The 18,018-nt window shown below is 45.7% G+C and carries 18 protein-coding genes and 2 pseudogenes; 11 read left to right on the top strand and 9 right to left on the bottom strand.

Annotated features, from left to right (window positions below; translation table 11 throughout):
- From AM228_RS31095 to AM228_RS18110, 4 genes are all read left to right on the top strand, one after another.
- On the top strand, positions 1-403 hold a 403-nt coding region (locus tag AM228_RS31095), incomplete at its 5' end, for a tetratricopeptide repeat protein (protein ID WP_156331883.1).
- Between the two features lie 427 nt (positions 404-830).
- A complete protein-coding gene (gene mnmG / locus AM228_RS18120) occupies positions 831-2,738 on the top strand; it encodes a tRNA uridine-5-carboxymethylaminomethyl(34) synthesis enzyme MnmG (protein WP_054467806.1) in 1,908 nt (635 codons plus the stop codon).
- A gap of 296 nt (positions 2,739-3,034) precedes the next feature.
- On the top strand, positions 3,035-4,324 hold the full coding sequence (locus tag AM228_RS18115; protein ID WP_054467804.1) for a hypothetical protein: 1,290 nt from the start codon (positions 3,035-3,037) through the stop codon (positions 4,322-4,324).
- A 139-nt stretch (positions 4,325-4,463) separates the two neighbouring features.
- Complete coding sequence (locus tag AM228_RS18110) at positions 4,464-5,039, top strand: TIGR04376 family protein (protein ID WP_054467802.1); 576 nt, start codon at positions 4,464-4,466, stop codon at positions 5,037-5,039.
- A gap of 234 nt (positions 5,040-5,273) precedes the next feature.
- On the opposite strand, the gene AM228_RS18105 is transcribed toward AM228_RS18110, so the two are convergent.
- Both AM228_RS18105 and AM228_RS18100 read right to left on the bottom strand, forming a co-directional pair.
- Positions 5,274-5,594 (bottom strand): hypothetical protein, encoded by a 321-nt coding sequence (locus AM228_RS18105; protein ID WP_054467800.1) that lies wholly within the window; start codon positions 5,592-5,594, stop codon positions 5,274-5,276.
- 130 nt (positions 5,595-5,724) lie between these two features.
- Positions 5,725-7,131, bottom strand: coding sequence for an aspartate ammonia-lyase (locus tag AM228_RS18100; protein WP_054467799.1), 1,407 nt, complete (start codon positions 7,129-7,131; stop codon positions 5,725-5,727).
- Positions 7,132-7,592: 461 nt separating this feature from the next.
- On the opposite strand from AM228_RS18100, the gene AM228_RS18095 reads away from it, so the two are divergent.
- Both AM228_RS18095 and AM228_RS18090 read left to right on the top strand, forming a co-directional pair.
- The gene (locus tag AM228_RS18095; RefSeq protein WP_054467797.1) at positions 7,593-8,627 is read left to right on the top strand and encodes a tetratricopeptide repeat protein; all 1,035 of its coding nucleotides are present in this window, start codon (positions 7,593-7,595) and stop codon (positions 8,625-8,627) included.
- Positions 8,628-8,727: 100 nt separating this feature from the next.
- Positions 8,728-9,621: a tetratricopeptide repeat protein gene (locus tag AM228_RS18090; RefSeq protein WP_054467795.1), complete on the top strand. Its 894-nt coding sequence runs from the start codon at positions 8,728-8,730 to the stop codon at positions 9,619-9,621.
- Positions 9,622-9,704: 83 nt separating this feature from the next.
- Here AM228_RS18090 and AM228_RS18085 read toward each other — a convergent pair whose 3' ends face one another.
- Positions 9,705-10,205, bottom strand: coding sequence for a CGLD27 family protein (locus AM228_RS18085; RefSeq protein WP_054467793.1), 501 nt, complete (start codon positions 10,203-10,205; stop codon positions 9,705-9,707).
- Positions 10,202-10,639, bottom strand: coding sequence for a ribosome silencing factor (gene rsfS / locus AM228_RS18080; protein ID WP_082348940.1), 438 nt, complete (start codon positions 10,637-10,639; stop codon positions 10,202-10,204). The genes AM228_RS18085 and rsfS overlap by 4 nt, the downstream gene beginning before the upstream one ends.
- Before the next feature lie 38 nt (positions 10,640-10,677).
- Here rsfS and AM228_RS32990 point away from each other — a divergent pair, with 38 nt between their 5' ends.
- Positions 10,678-10,833, top strand: coding sequence for a hypothetical protein (locus tag AM228_RS32990; protein ID WP_156331880.1), 156 nt, complete (start codon positions 10,678-10,680; stop codon positions 10,831-10,833).
- A gap of 70 nt (positions 10,834-10,903) precedes the next feature.
- Here AM228_RS32990 and AM228_RS35415 read toward each other — a convergent pair whose 3' ends face one another.
- Complete coding sequence (locus AM228_RS35415) at positions 10,904-11,116, bottom strand: hypothetical protein (protein WP_231636850.1); 213 nt, start codon at positions 11,114-11,116, stop codon at positions 10,904-10,906.
- Positions 11,117-11,128: 12 nt separating this feature from the next.
- Positions 11,129-11,341 (bottom strand): hypothetical protein, encoded by a 213-nt coding sequence (locus tag AM228_RS35410; protein WP_231636849.1) that lies wholly within the window; start codon positions 11,339-11,341, stop codon positions 11,129-11,131.
- A 181-nt stretch (positions 11,342-11,522) separates the two neighbouring features.
- Between AM228_RS35410 and AM228_RS18070 the strand changes: the two genes are divergently transcribed.
- The 4 genes and pseudogenes from AM228_RS18070 to AM228_RS18060 all read left to right on the top strand — a co-directional run bounded on the left by AM228_RS18070 (position 11,523) and on the right by AM228_RS18060 (position 15,884).
- Positions 11,523-12,854 (top strand): hemolysin family protein, encoded by a 1,332-nt coding sequence (locus AM228_RS18070; RefSeq protein ID WP_054467791.1) that lies wholly within the window; start codon positions 11,523-11,525, stop codon positions 12,852-12,854.
- A gap of 98 nt (positions 12,855-12,952) precedes the next feature.
- Positions 12,953-13,721, top strand: a pseudogene (gene rppA / locus AM228_RS18065) (two-component system response regulator RppA).
- A gap of 312 nt (positions 13,722-14,033) precedes the next feature.
- Positions 14,034-14,201 carry a hypothetical protein gene (locus AM228_RS32985; protein ID WP_156331879.1) on the top strand — a complete coding sequence of 56 codons (168 nt, stop codon included), beginning with the start codon at positions 14,034-14,036 and terminating at the stop codon, positions 14,199-14,201.
- Positions 14,202-14,502: 301 nt separating this feature from the next.
- Positions 14,503-15,884, top strand: a pseudogene (locus tag AM228_RS18060) (IS4 family transposase).
- Between the two features lie 440 nt (positions 15,885-16,324).
- Here AM228_RS18060 and AM228_RS35405 read toward each other — a convergent pair.
- From AM228_RS35405 to AM228_RS18050, 3 genes are all read right to left on the bottom strand, one after another.
- Positions 16,325-16,480, bottom strand: a complete 156-nt coding sequence (locus AM228_RS35405) for a type II toxin-antitoxin system PemK/MazF family toxin (protein WP_231636848.1) — start codon at positions 16,478-16,480, stop codon at positions 16,325-16,327.
- 2 nt (positions 16,481-16,482) lie between these two features.
- Positions 16,483-16,701 carry a hypothetical protein gene (locus AM228_RS18055; RefSeq protein WP_054467789.1) on the bottom strand — a complete coding sequence of 73 codons (219 nt, stop codon included), beginning with the start codon at positions 16,699-16,701 and terminating at the stop codon, positions 16,483-16,485.
- 427 nt (positions 16,702-17,128) lie between these two features.
- A complete protein-coding gene (locus tag AM228_RS18050) occupies positions 17,129-17,896 on the bottom strand; it encodes an HpsJ family protein (protein ID WP_054467787.1) in 768 nt (255 codons plus the stop codon).
- Positions 17,897-18,018 lie beyond the last annotated feature (122 nt).

Below are 18,018 nucleotides of genomic sequence, written 5' to 3'. Positions count from 1 at the left end.
ACCCGATGACCATGAAGCTTGGAACAACCGGGGCTATGCTTTGCGTAAATTACAACGCTACAGTGAAGCCATAGAATCTTACGAAAAAGCCCTAGAAATTAAACCAGATTTACATCAAGCTTGGAACAACAGGGGCTATGCTTTGGGTAATTTACAACGCTACAGTGAGGCGATAAAATCTTACGACAAAGCCCTAGAAATTCAACCCAATTTACATGAAGCTTGGTACAATAAAGCTTGTGCTTATGCTGTGCAAAGCCATATTGAATTAGCGATTCAATATCTAGAAACAGCCATTGAATTGAATCCTGAAAAATATCGAGAAATGGCTCAAACTGACCCAGATTTTGATAATATTCGGTCTGATGCCCGGTTTCAGACATTGTTAACGGGAAATCATTAATTCTCTACGGACAAAATCCCTCTTTGTGTCCTTTGTGTCTCTGTGGTGAATTATCCAATCAATTTTATTTTCCCATAGCTGGAAGATTCACCACAGAGACACAGAGGACACAAAGAATGTCTGTAGTCTGTAGGGGCAAAGCATTCGGGCAAGAATTTTCGGTTTTGACAATTGATTATATGTCCGAATGCTTTGCCCAGGGACATTCTGGGTGTTGACCAATAAATTCTTTGCCGTGAATTAGGGCGAAGCATTCGGGCCGTTAATTCTGGGTGTTGACCAATAAATTCTTTGCCGTGAATTAGGGCGAAGCATTTGGGCCGTTAATTCTGGGTGTTGACCAATAAATTCTTTGCCCGAATGCTTCGCCCCTACAAGATCCTACAGCCGCTATCATTAATAAAGAATCCAAACGAAGACCTAAACCATGACCATGCAAACGCCCGTAGATTTTCAAGACGCTTTTGATGTCGTAGTGGTGGGGGCGGGACATTCCGGTTGTGAAGCGGCCTTAGCCACCGCCCGTCTGGGGTGTCGCACCCTGCTGCTGACCTTAAATTTAGATAAAATCGCTTGGCAACCCTGCAACCCGGCAGTGGGTGGCCCAGCTAAGTCCCAGTTGACCCATGAGGTTGATGCCCTCGGTGGGGAAATTGGCAAAATGACCGATCGCACCTATTTGCAAAAGCGCGTCCTCAATGCTTCTCGTGGCCCTGCGGTTTGGGCATTACGGGCTCAAACCGACAAACGGGAATATGCCGCCGTGATGAGAAAAATCGTAGAAAACCAAGAAAACTTATCTCTGCGCGAAGGCATGGTCACGGACTTAGTGCTGAATAATCACGATGAAATTATCGGCGTAAAAACTTATTTTGGTGTCGCCTTTGCCTGCAAAGCCGTAATCTTAACCACCGGCACTTTTTTAGGTGGAATAATTTGGGTAGGAAATAAATCAATGGCGGCTGGTCGGGCCGGAGAATTTGCTGCTGTGGGCCTAACCGAAACCTTGAACAAATTAGGCTTTGAAACCGATCGCCTAAAAACCGGAACTCCTGCCCGCGTCGATAAGCGATCGGTGGACTATAGCAAAATGGAACCGCAACCGGGAGATGAAGATGTGCGGTGGTTTAGTTTTGACCCGGAAGTGTGGGTCGAACGGGAACAAATGAACTGTTATCTAACTCGAACCACGGCGGAAACTCATCGGTTAATTAAAGAAAATATCCACTTATCTCCGGTTTATGGCGGTTGGGTGGATGCCAAAGGGCCGCGCTATTGTCCCAGCATTGAAGATAAAATAGTCCGCTTTGCGGATAAAGAAAGTCATCAAATCTTTATTGAACCGGAAGGGAGAGATATTCCCGAACTTTATATCCAAGGATTTTCTACGGGCTTACCGGAAAATTTGCAACTACAAATGTTGCGGAGTTTGCCCGGATTAGAAAAATGTGTTATGTTGCGTCCAGCTTATGCGGTGGAATATGATTATTTACCCGCCACCCAATGTTATCCCACCTTGATGACCAAGAAAGTTTCGGGATTATTTTGTGCCGGACAAATTAATGGCACCACGGGCTATGAAGAAGCCGCCGCCCAAGGACTTGTAGCGGGCATTAATGCCGCCCGGTTAGTGCGCGGTCAGGAAATGATTATTTTCCCTCGCGAACAAAGTTATATTGGCACATTAATTGACGATCTCTGCACCAAAGAATTACGCGAACCGTATCGAATGTTAACCAGTCGGTCGGAATATCGGTTATTATTGCGATCGGATAATGCCGATCGCCGCTTAACCCCGTTAGGTCGAGAAATTGGCTTAATCTGCGATCGCCGCTATCGTTTATTTACGGAAAAATATGCTAAAATAGCCGCAGAGAAAGAAAGGCTAGAAACGACCCGAATCAAAGAACATGAAGCAATAGGAAAAGCAATCTTTGCAGACACAAATCAGAAAATCAAAGGGTCAATTACCTTATCTGAACTGCTGCTGCGTCCGGGATTTCATTATAGTAAATTTGAAAATTATGGACTGGCGAACCTAGAACTAAATCAAGCGGAAAAAGAAGGAGTAGAAATTGACATTAAATACTCTGGTTATATTGAAAGGCAGCAACACCAAATCGACCAAATTAGTCGGAATGCTAACCGCAAATTACCCGCAGATTTAGACTATGCTCAAATCAATACTTTGTCCAAAGAAGCCAGAGAAAAACTGGCCAAAGTCAAACCCTTAACCATTGGCCAAGCTTGCCGAATTGGGGGCGTAAATCCAGCGGATATTGATGCTTTGCTGATTTACTTAGAAGTGAGTAAACGTCAATTAGCGATGAGGTAAAATTTATTGGTTATTGGTTATTGGTTATTTGTTGTTTGGGGGTTGAATCGAATAACGAATAACCAGTAACAATCAACAGTCAACAGTCAACAGTCACCAAAAGCCCAGATATAATACGATAATCGATGACGCTGGTTGTAGCTGAATCAAGGTAGCAATTGTCATAGTTATGAAGTACAAAAAAACCTGTCATTCCCGCGCAGGCGGGAATCCAGAAAAACTCTGTACTTCATTAGGACAATAACCGTTGTATAGCTTATATAGCTGGCAATATCACATCACAGGTTTAGGAAATTATGTCTCAGCAAAATGTCACAACCAAACCGGCTTCTGAGGAGCCGGTGGTAGGCTTTAAGGAACCCCAGCCACGCGGCTCGTTTTCCGTAGATGCGTATGCCGATCGCCTAATGGATGAGCTATTTGACGACATGGAGCATATTTTGGACGGGGGAAGACTGCCCACCCAGACCACCCCCCCACCGGATCCAGTCTCGTTAAAATCCATTCAGGTGCCGCAAATTATTTTGCCGCAAATGCTCATCCCCCAACCGGAAACCCATCCGGTGAAAACCGCTGAAGCGGAAACCACCGAAACCCAAAAGCAAAAATCTGGGCGGTTACTAGATAAACTCTTGCTTGGTGGGGCTTGTGCGTCTTTGGTGATTTTGGTTGGTTTACTGCTGTGGAACCGAGGGGATCTCCAGCGCTTTTGGGTTCTGGTGACTGGAGAAACCCCACAACCGACCGATCGCGTCGTGCCAAAAACTCCCGAACAACTTAAAGCCGAAGCTGATATTAAGTTTATGGAGTATATGCAGCGATCGCTGGCAACCATTCAGAGAGAAGGCGCAAAAGCCACCATTGCCACACCCCCACCAGCGGCACAAAATCAAGCAAACCTACCCATTCCGATGTCACCACCGCCTGTGAATGTGACAGTTAATCCCACGATCGCCGCCCAACCAGACTCCGGGAATTTAACCGAGGTACTCAACCGCATTGCGATCGCCCTGGAAAGACTAACCCTCACCGGCGCCCCTCCCACTCAAACCGTCAAAGTCCCGGCAAATCCTCCAGGGGCGCCCACCACTGCCGCCGCGCCGAAACCCGCACCGGCTCCCGCCCCCACCCAAGCGGCGAAACCCGCCACCCAAGGGGCGAAACCCGCCGCCCCTGCCGCCCCAGCCCCCAGCCCAGCCCCCAGCCCCTCGCCTAAACCCCAAGCAGAAGCGCCCAAACCCGCACCCGCTGCGCCGCAACAACCTGTAGCATCCCTTCCCAAACCGGAAGCCGCACCACCCCTGCCGGAACAACCAGCGGAAACCGCTGCCACCGCTCAACCAGAATCAGCCCCCACTGCTGCCCCCGCTGAATCAGCCGCCGCAGCGGTTCATACTTTGGTGGGAATTATCCAAGTGGGAGAGCGATCGGTTGCCTTATTTGAAATCAATGGGGCATCCCGCCGCATCAACATTGGTGAAAGCATTGGGTCTAGTGGCTGGACACTCGGCGAAATCAAAAACAAAGAAGCGGTGATTCGCCGCAATGGTGAAGTGCGTTCCATCTATGTGGGACAAAGCATTTAGCTATTTATTTTTGTTGACCGTTGATTGTTGATGGTTGACCGTTGATTGTTGATGGTTGATGGTTGACCGTCAACGTTCAAGGGTCAAGGGTCAAGGGTCAACGGTCAACCATCAACCATTGAGTAAGGAATTATAAATAATGAGTTTGTTTGATGATGTCAGTCGTTTTTTTGAAGACAAATTAGATGAATTTCTCCGCAATCATCCTCATCTGGAATTACAAGCTATTGAGGAGCAACTGCGAGAACAAGAAGATGATACTTTGCGATTAATTCGCGATGCCCAAAATAAAGAGAAACAATTACAAGAGCAAATTTTATCCACGGCTCAAGATATTCAACGCTGGCATGAACGAGTGAATAAAGCCAAAGCATCGGGCAGACAAGATTTAGCTCAAGCGGCACAAGAACGGGAAGCGGATTTATTGCGTCAGGGCAATCAACTTTGGGGAAAAATGCAAGCCGCCAAAGAACAAATCGAAAAAGGCAAAGAGTTATATCGTAAAATTCATGGTCAACGTTTGGAAGTGCAAAAAAAAGCCACAGAAGTAAAAGCAGCAACTAGCGATACCACTTCACCAACCGTCGATACTAAGATTTGGACTCAGAATTATAAATTTAATGACAATAGTAGCGCTGACCCCTTAGAAGATACTTTTCGTCGTTGGGAAATGGATCAGGAGTTAGATCATATGAAAAGAAATATTGGCAGATAAATTAGGGTGTGGGGAGCGGGGGAAAGTGAAAAGTCGTAGGGGCGAATGGCCATTCGCCCGTACAAAAGTCGTAGGGGCGAATGGCCAAGAGAGAAAAGAGAGGAGAGAAAAGAGAGGAGAGAATATCTTTCCTCTTTCCTATGCATCCTCTTTCCTATGCATCCTCTTTCCTATGCATCCTCCCTTTCACTATTCACTCTCCCCTCATCCCCCCGCCACCCTGCTATTTTCTAATTATTCTCTGACTCCTAATCTGCCGGTCGCACCGCGTTGCATTGAGGTAATCTTTTCCGCCCCGGCAAAGACCCCTTCTCCTTGAATTTGAGAAATACTGGGTTTGATTTCTATTTTAATCACTCTAGAATTGGCGATCATTACGGTTTGATCGAAGAGATGGAAAATAAACCAAGGTTTTTGTAAAAATTTGGCGATTTGTTGTTGAAATTGTTGGGGGGGAATGGGAATTTTATAAGAATCAGATTGTCCATCCACATAATAAAAGGTGACTTCGGTGCTATTTTCCGCCTGCATGGTGGCAAAAGAACCTCGAACCATAATGATTGACTCCTAATTTTTTTTGGTGGTTATTGGTTATTGGTTATTGGTTGTTGGTTATTACTTTTTGGGTGATGTCAAGCAACCAATAAATCATGACCAATAACCAATAACAAAAAACTAATAAATGTTAACTTTTAGGCATCGCACTCATTTTTTCTAAGTCTAAAACCTTGGCTAATTCTGCTTCACTCATTAATTGTTTTTCCAGGACAATTTGTCGCAAGGATTTGCCAGTTTCTAGGGATTCTTTGGCAACAGCAGCGGCGTTGAGATAACCGATATGAGTGTTTAGTGCTGTGACTAAGGATAAACTGCCTTCGGCGTAGGCTAGACACCGATCGCGGTTGGCGGTGATTCCTGCTAGACCTCGCTGAGTTAGGGCGGCCAAGGTATTGCCCATCAGTTCAATGCTGTGAATTAGATTATAGGCAATTAAGGGCATCATTACGTTGAGTTCTAGTTGTCCAGCTTGGGAGGCTAGGGCGATCGCGCTGTCATATCCCATGACTTGAAAACAGACCATTGAAGTCATTTCCGCCATGACCGGATTATATTTTCCGGGCATAATCGAGGAACCGGGTTGTACTGGGGGCAGTTGGATTTCCTTGAGGCCGGTTTTTGGCCCGGAGTCCATTAACCGCAAATCATGGGAAATTTTAATGCAGTCGGTGGCTAAATTCCGCAAGCAACCAGAGACATTCACAAACGGGGACATACTTTGCATAGCAGCCATCATGTTTGGCGCCGGTTGCAAGGGTTTGCCGATTAGTTCGGAGAGAATTTCTGTCACCCGATAGCGATATTGGGGATGGGTATTTAATCCTGTCCCGGTGGCGCTGCCGCCAATGCCTAAGATCGTTAAATCTTCCTCAGCTTTTTTGATCCGGTTGAGGTGGTCGGTGAGAATATACGCCCAAGCCCGGAACCCTTCCCCCAGTCGGACGGGTACGGCGTCTTGGTTGTGGGTTCTGCCGGATTTGACGATATCTTGAAATTCCTCGGCTTTTTTCTCCAGGGTGGCGATCGCCTCTGCCAAAGCGGGATACAGGCTGTGTTCCAGGGCTAATAGCCCGCCAATGCGAATCGCCGTAGGGATCACATCATTGGTAGATTGACCATAATTAACATGATCGTTAGGGCTGACTCGTTGGTAGTTGCCCTTGGTATCCCCCAAAATTTCTAGGGCGCGATTGGCCAATACTTCATTAATATTCATGTGATGGGAGGTTCCGGCGCCTGCTTGGTAAACATCCACCACAAATTGATCCCGCAGTTTTCCTTGGAGAATTTCGTCCACGGCTTGAATAATTGCTGTGGCAATTTCCGGGGAGATACAGTTAAGTTCTCCATTGGCTTTAGCGGTTGCTTTTTTAATCAGTAAGCAGGCATCTACATAAGTGGATAAGGGCTTGAGTCCACTGATGGGAAAATTTTCAATCGCCCGGAGTGTTTGAATGCCATAATAGACATGGGCGGGAATTTCTCTAGACCCCATTGAGTCTCTTTCGAGCCGATATTCAGAATCTTTTGTCATCAAAATTTTACATTTTAGTTTACAAATTTTTACGCTTTAACTTTGCCGAACCACGATCTTTGATCCCCGATTCTTGAATCAAGATTTTGGGGCATAAATAGTTAAAATATATGTATTTAGCGATCGAGTTTAGACAAAAGCGATCGAGGCGATAACCTTTAGTCACAAAAGAAAAGGGATAAATTTCAGATGGTCAACAATGGTGTTTTTAGCATTTAACTTGCTGACTCATCTGAGCGGTTACTAGATAAAAACTGAACAGTCACCGCAGGTTGGTCTGGATTTTGTGACAAAAAAGCCGCAATCACAGCTTGCATAGTATCACTTAGAGGATGTAATCCGGTGTTGAATTTACATTTTTGGCCTGAAAATCAAGGAAATTTGACAGTAATAAACGAGATTATCAGGAGTATGCTTATGTAGAAGGATTCAAAATCAAAAACTTTCTGGGAGATATTTTTATGAGAGCAAATAAATTTTCTATCTACCATAAAACCTTTGAGTGCAGACCTGATAGTTATTGGCAGTGGTATCAGCAAGGCAATGCTTTGCGGGATCTGGGGAAATACTGGGAAGCTTTGGATAGTTACAATAAAGCCCTGGAGTACCAACCGAACGATTATTGGGCTTGGTATCAACGGGGTCAGGTGTTTGATACTTTGGGCTGCTATGCAGAGGCGATCGCTTGTTTTGAGAATGCCCTGAAGACTAGACCTGGGGACTACTGGTGTTGGTATCAAAAAGCTTGTGTGATGCAACAGCAGGGGTTTTACTCGGAGGCGATCGCCTGTTTTGATCGAGCCTTGGAAGCGAAACCCGATGACTATTGGGCGTGGTATCGTCGGGCAGAAACCTTGAGAGAGTGCGATCGCTATGATGAGGCCGCCGAAAACTATCGCCAAGCCCTGAACTGCCGAAATAACCGAGATTATTGGGCGTTGTATCGCCTAGGACAAACCCTCTATCAGGCGGGTTCATACCCAGAAGCCCAGCAATACTTAGAACAGGCGATCGCCCTCAAACCCGGAGATGCTGAATGTTGGCACCTTCTGGGGAAATTGCTGGATATCCTCGGTGAAAGCCATGAAGCCCTCGCTTGTTACGATCGCTCCTTGGAAATCAATTGCCTCGATCCGATCTGCTGGTATGACCGAGGGTTGACTTTGGTGGATCTGGAAGATTACGAAGCGGCGGCAGAATGTTATGAACATTCAATTGAACTCAACCCAGATAATTACTGGACTTGGTATCAATTGGCAAATGTGCTCAAGGATATGGGCTGCTATGAAGATGCCCTGTCGATTTATAACAAAGCAATTAGTTTGCAACCGGATTGGTATCAGTGGCCAGAATTACAATCTTTGGCCAGTTGGATCTGGGAAGAACGGGGGGAGGTTCTCCAGCAATTAGGTCGTGAGGAAGAAGCCCAGTTAAGTTTTGCTCAAGCCAGCGAAATTCAATCGGTGAAATTGAGCGACCGTGAAGCCAACAAATGAATTGCGGTAATTGAGTATCTGCTCATTAAGAACTAAATGAACTTTGATGTCAGTTCTATACTCAGTTTAAAAATATCCTCCATGTTTTGGGAGGTTGAGTATGAACCTAAATCCAGCAGGATCATCATTAAAAAGTGAAGCAACTGAGCGATTAGAATTGACCCAAACCGCTCACGATTATTTAGACTGGTATCAACGGGCTACAGTGCTGCGTCATGGGAGACGATACTCAGAAGCCCTTGCCAGTTATGACCGGGCTTTAGAGTTACGACCGAATGATTATTGGGCTTGGTATTATCGCGGCAATGTGTTGGCAGATTTAAAGCGCTACTCAGAGGCGATCGCCAGTTATGATCGGGCTTTAGAGTTACGACCGAATGATTACTGGGCTTGGTATCATCGCGGCAATGCCTTGAGCGATCTGAAACGGAGTCACGAGGCGATCGCCAGTTATGATCGGGCTTTAGAGTTACGACCGAATGATTATTGGGCTTGGTATCAGCGGGGTAACGTTTTAGACGACCTGAGTTGTCCCGAAGAAGCGATCGCCAGCTATGACAAAGCGTTGGACATTAAACCCGATGATTATTGGGCTTGGTATCGTCGCGCCGAAGTGCTCCGCCACGCTAAACGTTATCAAGAAGCCACTAAGAGCTACCGTAAAGCGTTAGATATTAGGGGGGATGATTACTGGGCATGGTATCGTCTCGGTTTAACTTGGCAAGAGATCCAGGACTACCCCCAGGCGATCGCCTGCTTGAAAAAAGCCAGCGGGATCAAACCTCACGATCCCAAAGTTCACTATCAAATTGCCTGCTGTTACGCTAGTGACGAAAGTATTGCCGATTATATCGATCACGTGGTGGAATTTTTACAAAATAGTCTATCTCTTGACTTTGATTTCTACCAAACTCAGGCGGCGAAAGAACCCAAATTTGCCAAAATTCGGGACGATCGCAGGTTTCATGCTTTAATGAATTCAAATAACGATTAATCCCATCGCTCTAGACATAACAAACCCCCGGCTTTTTTAAGCAAGCCAGGGGTTGATTTATGGGGGCTAAAAAAGCCTTTCAGTTATAAGAAATACCATAAGATTGCTGTGCCAAGAAACCAGATAGCGATCGCCAGGAAACTTTGTTGCAGTCTTTTTAATATCGGCTGAATCTGATAACTCACAATCAACTGATCGCGAGTCAAAATTTCTGAAGTTTTCGTCCAAGATTGACCATCATACCAACCGGATTCCTCATAGGTGATGGTGGCACTTTGCAGGCGATCGCTCACATATTTCCAGCCTAAATAAAGCCGCAGCAGCACCAAAGCCACAAAGAACATCGCCCCAGCGGCGCCACCGAGGAAAAATGGCACCGGATATTTGCCGGGAGGGAAACTCGCCGCCGACACAGGCCCGGTGACGAACCAGCTAATCCCCCAAACCCAGGCTAGTTTCCGCAGATAAACCAGCCAACCTTGAGCCGTCCAGCCAAAAAACCATGACTCTTTTAGCTGTTCATATTCATTAATCGGCTGCTGTTCCAGTGGCACTGGACAGGTAGACAACCCTGCATCCCTCATGGTGCGATCGCTCCCGTGGCAAAAGGAACTCGTTCCGCGTGACTCCAGAACGCCTCTAAATTGTAGTATTCTCGTTCTTTGGGCATAAAAATATGCACGATCACATCCCCGTAATCCTGCACTAGCCAATTGCCGCTATCTTGTCCTTCTTGACGCAACGGTTCACGGACGCATTCTTCAGCGGCGCTGTGTTTAATCGCGTCGGCGATCGCCCGGACTTGGACTCGGGAAAACCCGGTGACAATCACAAAATACTCAGCCAGATAAGAAACATCGGCGACGTGCAATAAGACAATATCACCGCCTTTGCGATCGTCCGCAGCGCGGGCAATGGTTTCAGCCAATAAGCGACTTTGCTCCTGTCTCCCGCCACGCCAACCTTTATTTTGCTCGGAGTGGATGGGAGAAACTTGCGTTTGGGGATATTCTGTCATGAAATCTTCCATTAATAATGTTACACAGGTTTACAGAAATGTTTTCAATCGTGCTGCTACGCCTTGATGTCGTTTTGTTTGTGAGAGTTTTAGGCAACTTCAAACCTAAATCTGCCGGAACACTGAAAAGTTTTACACACTATCGTAACAAATTCTTAGGCAGTCTCGGCGATCGCCCTTTAATCGCCCCTTAATTGCCTCTTTTGGTTCAATAATTAGGGCGTGACTGTTTTTCCGTGGCCATTAACAGCGCCCAATTTCTAGTCATAATGGTTCATCGATTTCAATTCCTTCCGCATTGAGGGATAAGCTGCCCTGAGTCACCAGCTTTTCCCCAACCGACAACCCTTGAGTCACCGAAATCAACTCCCCTTGGGTTGCACCCGTTGTCACTTCCAACGGCTCATAAAAATTCTCATATTGGACAAAAACAAACTGCTTGCCGTCCGCATCAACTAAGGCAGTAAAGGTAATCATCACTCCAGAGCCCTAAGCAGTCGTAGCGTTGATCGGTGTAACAACAATGCCCAACATTTGAGCGGTTTTCGGGTTAACCTGCACTCGCTCAATTCCCCCGGTTGCCTGAAACTCATCCCCATGACCGATATGGCACATCGCCCGCCTGGGGAACAGATAACAAGAAAGAAGATTGTGATCGGGAAAGCCTCCACAAAAGCTTTTTGGTTGTAACCCATGGTTCACTGACTCCAGGTTGATATCGGTCTTAGTCTGCCAGAGCACAGATGAAATCCCGGTGAAAAAGCCTTGGTGTGAGTAAAATCAATCTCGTAGTTAATATCTCTGGCGTGATGTGAATTTTGTCTTTTCCACAAATCAACCTTTATGCTAGAGGCATTCATTTATTGATTTTAGATAGCTCACCATGTCTTCGATCGCCTTTGAAATTCTACTAATTGTGATGCTAACCATTGCCAATGGGATTTTTTCAGGCTCAGAGATTGCAGTCGTTTCTGCCCGCAAAGTCCGCTTAGAGCAATTAGCAGACCGAGGCAACCGTAAGGCACAAGTTGCCCTGAAACTGGCCAATTCCCCCAATGATTTTCTCTCAACGGTGCAAATTGGGATTACTTTGATTGGGATTCTAAGTGGCGCGGTGGGCGGTGCCACGATCGCTCAACGCTTAAAACCCCTATTTGAGAGCATTCCTATTTTGCAACCATACAGCGAGGGAATCAGCGTTGTCATCGTGGTGACAATTATCACTTATCTTTCGCTGGTAATTGGGGAATTGGTGCCAAAACGGATTTCCCTCAATAATCCAGAACAAATTGCCTGTATGGTTGCCCCACCGATGCGGCTTCTTTCCCGTTTGACCGCACCGCTTGTGCATATTTTGGGTGTTTCAACGGATGCCTTGCTCAACCTACTGGGGATTAAAGCTTCAGACGAGCCCAATATTACCGAGGAAGAAATTAAAGTATTGATTCGCCAAGGTGCCGACTCTGGGGTATTTGAGCCAGCAGAGCATGAGATGGTGGAGCGAGTTTTTCGCCTGGGCGATCGCCCCATCAAAGCAATAATGACGCCTCGAACTGAAATTGACTGGTTAGATATTGAATCCTCTTTAGAGGAAAATTTACAAGAAGTAATCGCCAGCAACCACTCTCGCTTTCCCGTTGGGCGGGGTAGTTTAGATGAATGTATTGGAGTCATCCGTGGCAGTCATTTGTTAACTGCCCAATTATCTGGTCAAGCCCTCAGCCTGGAAGAGATCATTCAACCACCTCTATATGTGACAGAAAGCGCCCGTGCGCTTTCTGTCATAGAACAGTTCAAGAAAACCGGGGTTCATATTGCGATGGTGACAGATGAATATGGTGGAGTTGAAGGCTTGGTGACTCTAAATGATTTGATGGAAGCGATCGTTGGTGATTTGCCTTCCCTAGAAGACCAAGAAGAACCTCTGATTATTCAACGGGAGGATGGTTCCTGGTTACTCGATGGTTCTCTTGACATCCATGATTTGAAAGACCTGCTGGAAAAAGAGTCATTGCCCGACGAAACAACGGGCAGTTTCCACACCCTTGGTGGGTTTGTGATGCATTTCCTGGGATATATTCCCCAATCCGGTGAATATTTTCAGTGGAGTGGACTCCGCTTTGAAGTGGTGGATATGGACGGTACAAGGGTGGATAAGGTTTTAGTGATGCGATGTGTTTCGGAGAATGCGATTCCAGAAAATCATTCTGATTAAATGGATTTCGGCGAATTGTCGGTGTGGCTGAAATGAAATTCAGATGAAATGGCCAATGTTTGGATAAAATCAACCCCGTGGTTGATTTCCGTGAATCGATGCGAATTTTACTGGTGGAAGATGAGACAGATTTAGGACTGGCAATTAAGCAAGTTCTGATGGAGGAGAAATATGTGGTGGATTGGCTGACCGATGGTGCTCGGGCATGGGACTGCATCGAAAGCCAATGAACAGATTACACCGTGGCGATATTGCATCCGCAACGCTTCGCGAACGTGGATTGGCTGCTTCCAGGGTTATCGGGTATTGAGTTGTGTCAAAGACTCAGATTGCATAAAAATCCTTTACCCGTGCTGATGTTGACCGCATTGGGACAGCCGGAAAATCGGGTAGCGGGGTTAGATGCGGGAGCCGATGACTATTTAGTCAAACCCTTTGTGATCGAAGAATTGCTGGCACGATTGCGGCCACGATTGCGGCGATTCCCTCGCCTGAGCAACGCGCGATCGCCCCAGCTACAACCTCTAACCTTGACGGTGGGATGGTTTACCCTCGATCATGGGAACAATCAGTTATTGGTTCAACGAGGCGAACGACCGCTCGCGATCGTTCCTTTAACCATCAAAGAATTTCAGGTACTTGCCTATTTGATGCAAAATCCCAGTCGAATTATTTCCGGCAGCAAAATTCGCCAGCAACTTTGAGATATCGATGAAGAACCCATTAGTAATGTTGTCGCCGCCCAAATGCGACTGTTGCGGCGGAAATTCGCCAGCTATCATTGTGATTGCCCGATCGCGCGAAAGCTCAGGCGAGGGAATCGAAACCGTTGCCGGTCAAGGCTATCGCTTTACTTTGAAACCATGAAAACCATGAGTAGCCATTAGATCAACAAAGCCGGATTTTTGAGCGGTTTTATCGCGTCGATAGCGATCGCGCGAAAGCTCAGGCGAGGGAATCGCTCTCGCCAAACTGGTGGCACTGGATAGGGTTAGCCATTGCCCAGGCGATACAGCACTTGGCGATATTATGAGGTCCAATCAAGAGGAAGTGAAAAACAGATAATCGTGAAATCTGATGAAATCGTATTCCGTTGACCTCCGCTCAAAAATAGTAGAAGCGCACTTGACCCAAAAAATATCAATCAGAAAAGTAGCCCAAATATTTGCTTAGTATTTTGTGCAAAAAATAGTTAAGCAACAACGAACCGAAGGAAATGTGCTTCCCAAAAAAAGGGGTAAACCTCGATTCAGTCAGTTGAGTGATGCGGAAGAAACAGTCCGAGCATTAATCGCTGAATATCCCGATGCGACTTTAGCAGAATTACAGCACTTTTCGATATTATGAGGTACGTTATATCCCCCCTAGCCCCCTTCGATCGCCTGCTGCTTTCGGCCCGCCATCGGCTTTGTCCCCCCCCCTTTTAAGCTATGCCTTACTCACATATTTCTTAACAATCGAGAAAGCATAGCCTGCCTGGGGTTGAGCGTGGTTACGAAACTTAACACATATTTAGGGTGGTGAGAATCCCGCGCTCAACCAAATCTGGCTAAACTATAAGTCCAAAGCGGGGATAAATCTCTACCACTCGCGCTTCAATTCCGGCAATTGTGCCGGAATTGAAGCTCTGAAAAATTGAGGATAAAGTATGGATTCTTGGGCAAAAGAGGAACTTCAATATGCGGACTTGGGTGATGCCCGTCGGAATCGGCGATTGGTCAAGATTGTGTCCGATTTAGTCGCCCAACCGAATAGCAGCGTCCCACAAGCCTCGGGAAATTGGGCAGCCACTCAAGGAGCATACGATTTTTGGGGGAATCCCAGAGTGAAAGCAGATGATATTAGAAAAGCACATCAATGTAGTACCATCTACCGAGTCGAACAACAGCAGGTTGTTTTAGCGGTTCAAGATACTACAGAACTCAACTTCACCCATCATCCGGGCAAAAAAGGAATGGGCTATTTGGACTCATCCAAGAGTCGGGGGTTAAAAGTACATTCTACATCAGCTGTGTCAGCAGTTCGGGAGTGCCATTAGGTCTATTAAACCAGCAAGTTTGGGTGAGAGAGGATCAAGATTTAGGCAAAAAACATCTTCGACACAAAAAAAATATTCAAGAAAAAGAAAGCCAACGATGGATTACCGCCTTGGCTGAAACCCAGACGGCGATCCCCCTTGCAACTACAGTGGTGACTGTGGCCGACCGCGAAGCCGACATCTATGATTTATTGATTACCCCGAGAAGCGTCAATTCTCATCTACTGATTAGGGCGTCCCATAATCGCGCCGTGTCATCCCTGGAACCTAGTGCGCCGAAGGGTCAGCGATTGTTAGACCGGCTGCATCAGTGTCCGGAAATGGGACAAATAACCATTGAAATTCACCCCCAGGCAGACAAAGAGCCTCGTCAGGCCATTTTGACCATTCGGGCTACTTCTGTAGAAATTCAGCCCCCTTTAGGACACCCTAACTATCAACAATTATCACCGATGACAATCCAAGTCATTCAGGCCAGGGAAGAAAATCCCCCAACTGGTGTCAAGCCAGTCAGTTGGTTATTATTAACCACTTTGCCCATTACTGGTTTGACGGATGCCTTGCAGTGTTTGCGCTGGTACTCTGATCGATGGTTAATTGAACGATATCATTATGTCCTCAAAAGCGGCTGTCGTCTTGAGCAACTACAGCTAGAAACTGCTGACCGAATTGAACGAGCCTTGGCCACTTATAGCATAGTGGCTTGGCGCTTGTTGTGGCTAACATTAGAAGCTCGTTACAATCAGTCGGCTCTGGCTGACACAGTGTTTCAGAGCTATGAGTGGAAAGCTCTGTACTGTTATGTAAACTCAACCCCTATACCCCCTGAAACCCCGCCCACTTTGAATCAATGTGTTCGTTGGATTGCGAAGTTGGGTGGTTTTTTAGGACGCAAGGACGATGGTGAACCGGGCGTTAAAACGATTTGGTTGGGTCTACGACGACTTGATGACATTGCGAGTACATGGAAGCTACTTTATGGGATTACTTAAGCGGATGTCAAGCATAATTATGTTAAGAAATATGTGAGTAAGGATAAGCCCTTTTAAGGGGGGCTAGGGGGTATCCCCCGCTGGCGCGGGGGCAGGCTTAATGTACCTTATTACATCGCCAAGCGCTGTATGAGATCGCCCCTCTCCAGAGCCTCCATTTTTAAGGGGGAGTTGGGGGTATTGAATAACATTGGTAATCGTAACTCCCCAATAAAAATATGCGATCGCTGTATAACAAATAGGGAATCGCTGTGCCACGGGCGATTGGCACCCGGACTTTACTCAGCAAGAGATATTCTTACACATTCACAGACAGCTTTCCAATCACGTTCTCAAATATGACCAATCAGGATTAAATTCGCAGCAGGAGGTAATGTGACAATGACGCTAAGAAATACAGATGGAATCAGTAAACTGCTGACCAATCTTGAATGACATCATCAGTGACACCCAGTCCCTTGGTTTGAGTTGCGATCGTTTCCACTATGGAGAGTTGCATGATAGGTGCTAGAGGATAAAACCACAGCAGGACGACGTTTAATTTCTTGGACTCCAGGAAAGTCCACTGTGACGACATCACCAGGATTAAAAGACACTGTTAAATCTCCTCATTATCGGCAAATAAATTAGCGGCATATTGTAAGGAAAATGCGGTTATGTCAAGCTGATATTGTTCAGTCCAAGTATTACTTTCATCAAGTACCGCCATGTTTTGGTGACTGAGATATTTTAAAATCATAGGGGCGAAACGCAGGCGATCGCTAACTGATAGCGTTCCTTCCAACGATATTATGGTAAATATTTGTAATTTTTTCACGGCATTTAGCAGATATATTTCCCGATCGCCATCATCCTAAAAACCATCCGTTATCTATTAACCATCCGTTATCTATTAACCATCCGCTGCCCACCATTATTCAATTAAACCAAATAAATTTGCCAAAAATAAAACTAGATTATATGGGCAAAGATATTATATCAATCAACAAAATTATCGGATTATATAATATAATTTGCCCATTTTTGCCGTATGCTGGTTTGTTGAATAAGTAGACAAAATTATCAACTCATAGATATAATTTGACCAGCCTAACAGATACCGATTAAAATCGTTTGGGACAAAAATACTTGGCATCGATGATATAGCCGTTTTCTTTTCGTTGAGGTACTATTTCTGGATTCCCGTTTTCAACTGACAGGTTGTCGGATGTACCTCATATATTCGAGCGACGCTATATATACTATTATTTTGGCGGACGGACTTTTTTTGGTCGCCATCCGCCTTTAAATCCAGTCCACCCAATTGTTAAATAACAACTGGCTAAGAGTAAACAACTAATTCCCACTCGCCATAGAGATTTTAAAGTCCCAACTTTTGATCGCTCTTCTGAGGCTTTTTTTCGGTCTTCTATCTGTTTTTCTAAATTAGCTCGAACTGTAGCCATTTGGATTTTAAAGGCATTAGGATCATCTTTAAACTTTTGTAATCTGGCTAATTCATCAGCACTTAAATTGCCTTGCTTGACATAATTATCTAAGTCCGGCTGAGTGGCTAATAAATCTCGCAGTTGAGTGGCCTGTTCTGCCAGCCTAATTTCTAATTGTTGTTTGGCATCTTTGGCTTCTTTGTTGATTTGCTCAATAGTTTGATTTCTGGCTTTAACTACATTACTCATATGAATGGGAGCAATTGCCAGAAACACCAACCCTAAAATAGTAGAAATTAAAAATACCCAAAATTTTAAATCAATACCCGGTTTGGGCTTTATCTCGCTACTACTCCCTAGATTTTCAAAGGCATAGCCGCTAAAAACTAAAGCCATTCCCAACATGGGGACAATTCCTCGATCGACCATTTCGGTGGTGATCTTGAGTGACCACTCAACCCCAGAACTTATCGGAATTGGCAATAATATAAAGTCCAGCAAAGAAATAAGAATCATGGCCATCCCTGCCAATTTGAGAAATCGGGCGGCTTGTAGGGTAATCGGAAGAGGTGTTCTTGCTTTCATCAGTAATAGACTCTGAGGTATTGATGGTCTAAAATATCTCTCAGTATATCTTCTGCGTGTCAGCCGCCCATCAGCCATCAGCCATCAACCATCAGCCATCAACCATCAGCCATCAGCCATCA

It is taken from the genome of Planktothricoides sp. SR001 (assembly GCF_001276715.1).
Taxonomy (GTDB): Bacteria; Cyanobacteriota; Cyanobacteriia; order Cyanobacteriales; family Laspinemataceae; genus Planktothricoides; species Planktothricoides raciborskii.
This window is presented reverse-complemented; position numbering and strand designations above follow the sequence as displayed.

Bases quoted from the DNA above. Each gene is read 5' to 3' on its own strand.
- AM228_RS18050 (WP_054467787.1), bottom strand. From the start codon at position 17,896: ATGAAAGCAAGAACACCTCTTCCGATTACCCTACAAGCCGCCCGATTT.
- AM228_RS18110 (WP_054467802.1), top strand. From the start codon at position 4,464: ATGAGTTTGTTTGATGATGTCAGTCGTTTTTTTGAAGACAAATTAGAT.
- AM228_RS18090 (WP_054467795.1), top strand. From the start codon at position 8,728: ATGAACCTAAATCCAGCAGGATCATCATTAAAAAGTGAAGCAACTGAG.
- rsfS (WP_082348940.1), bottom strand. From the start codon at position 10,639: ATGACAGAATATCCCCAAACGCAAGTTTCTCCCATCCACTCCGAGCAA.
- AM228_RS35415 (WP_231636850.1), bottom strand. From the start codon at position 11,116: ATGATTACCTTTACTGCCTTAGTTGATGCGGACGGCAAGCAGTTTGTT.
- AM228_RS18105 (WP_054467800.1), bottom strand. From the start codon at position 5,594: ATGGTTCGAGGTTCTTTTGCCACCATGCAGGCGGAAAATAGCACCGAA.
- AM228_RS32990 (WP_156331880.1), top strand. From the start codon at position 10,678: ATGTTTTCAATCGTGCTGCTACGCCTTGATGTCGTTTTGTTTGTGAGA.
- AM228_RS18095 (WP_054467797.1), top strand. From the start codon at position 7,593: ATGAGAGCAAATAAATTTTCTATCTACCATAAAACCTTTGAGTGCAGA.
- AM228_RS18085 (WP_054467793.1), bottom strand. From the start codon at position 10,205: ATGAGGGATGCAGGGTTGTCTACCTGTCCAGTGCCACTGGAACAGCAG.
- mnmG (WP_054467806.1), top strand. From the start codon at position 831: ATGACCATGCAAACGCCCGTAGATTTTCAAGACGCTTTTGATGTCGTA.
- AM228_RS18100 (WP_054467799.1), bottom strand. From the start codon at position 7,131: ATGACAAAAGATTCTGAATATCGGCTCGAAAGAGACTCAATGGGGTCT.
- AM228_RS18115 (WP_054467804.1), top strand. From the start codon at position 3,035: ATGTCTCAGCAAAATGTCACAACCAAACCGGCTTCTGAGGAGCCGGTG.
- AM228_RS18070 (WP_054467791.1), top strand. From the start codon at position 11,523: ATGTCTTCGATCGCCTTTGAAATTCTACTAATTGTGATGCTAACCATT.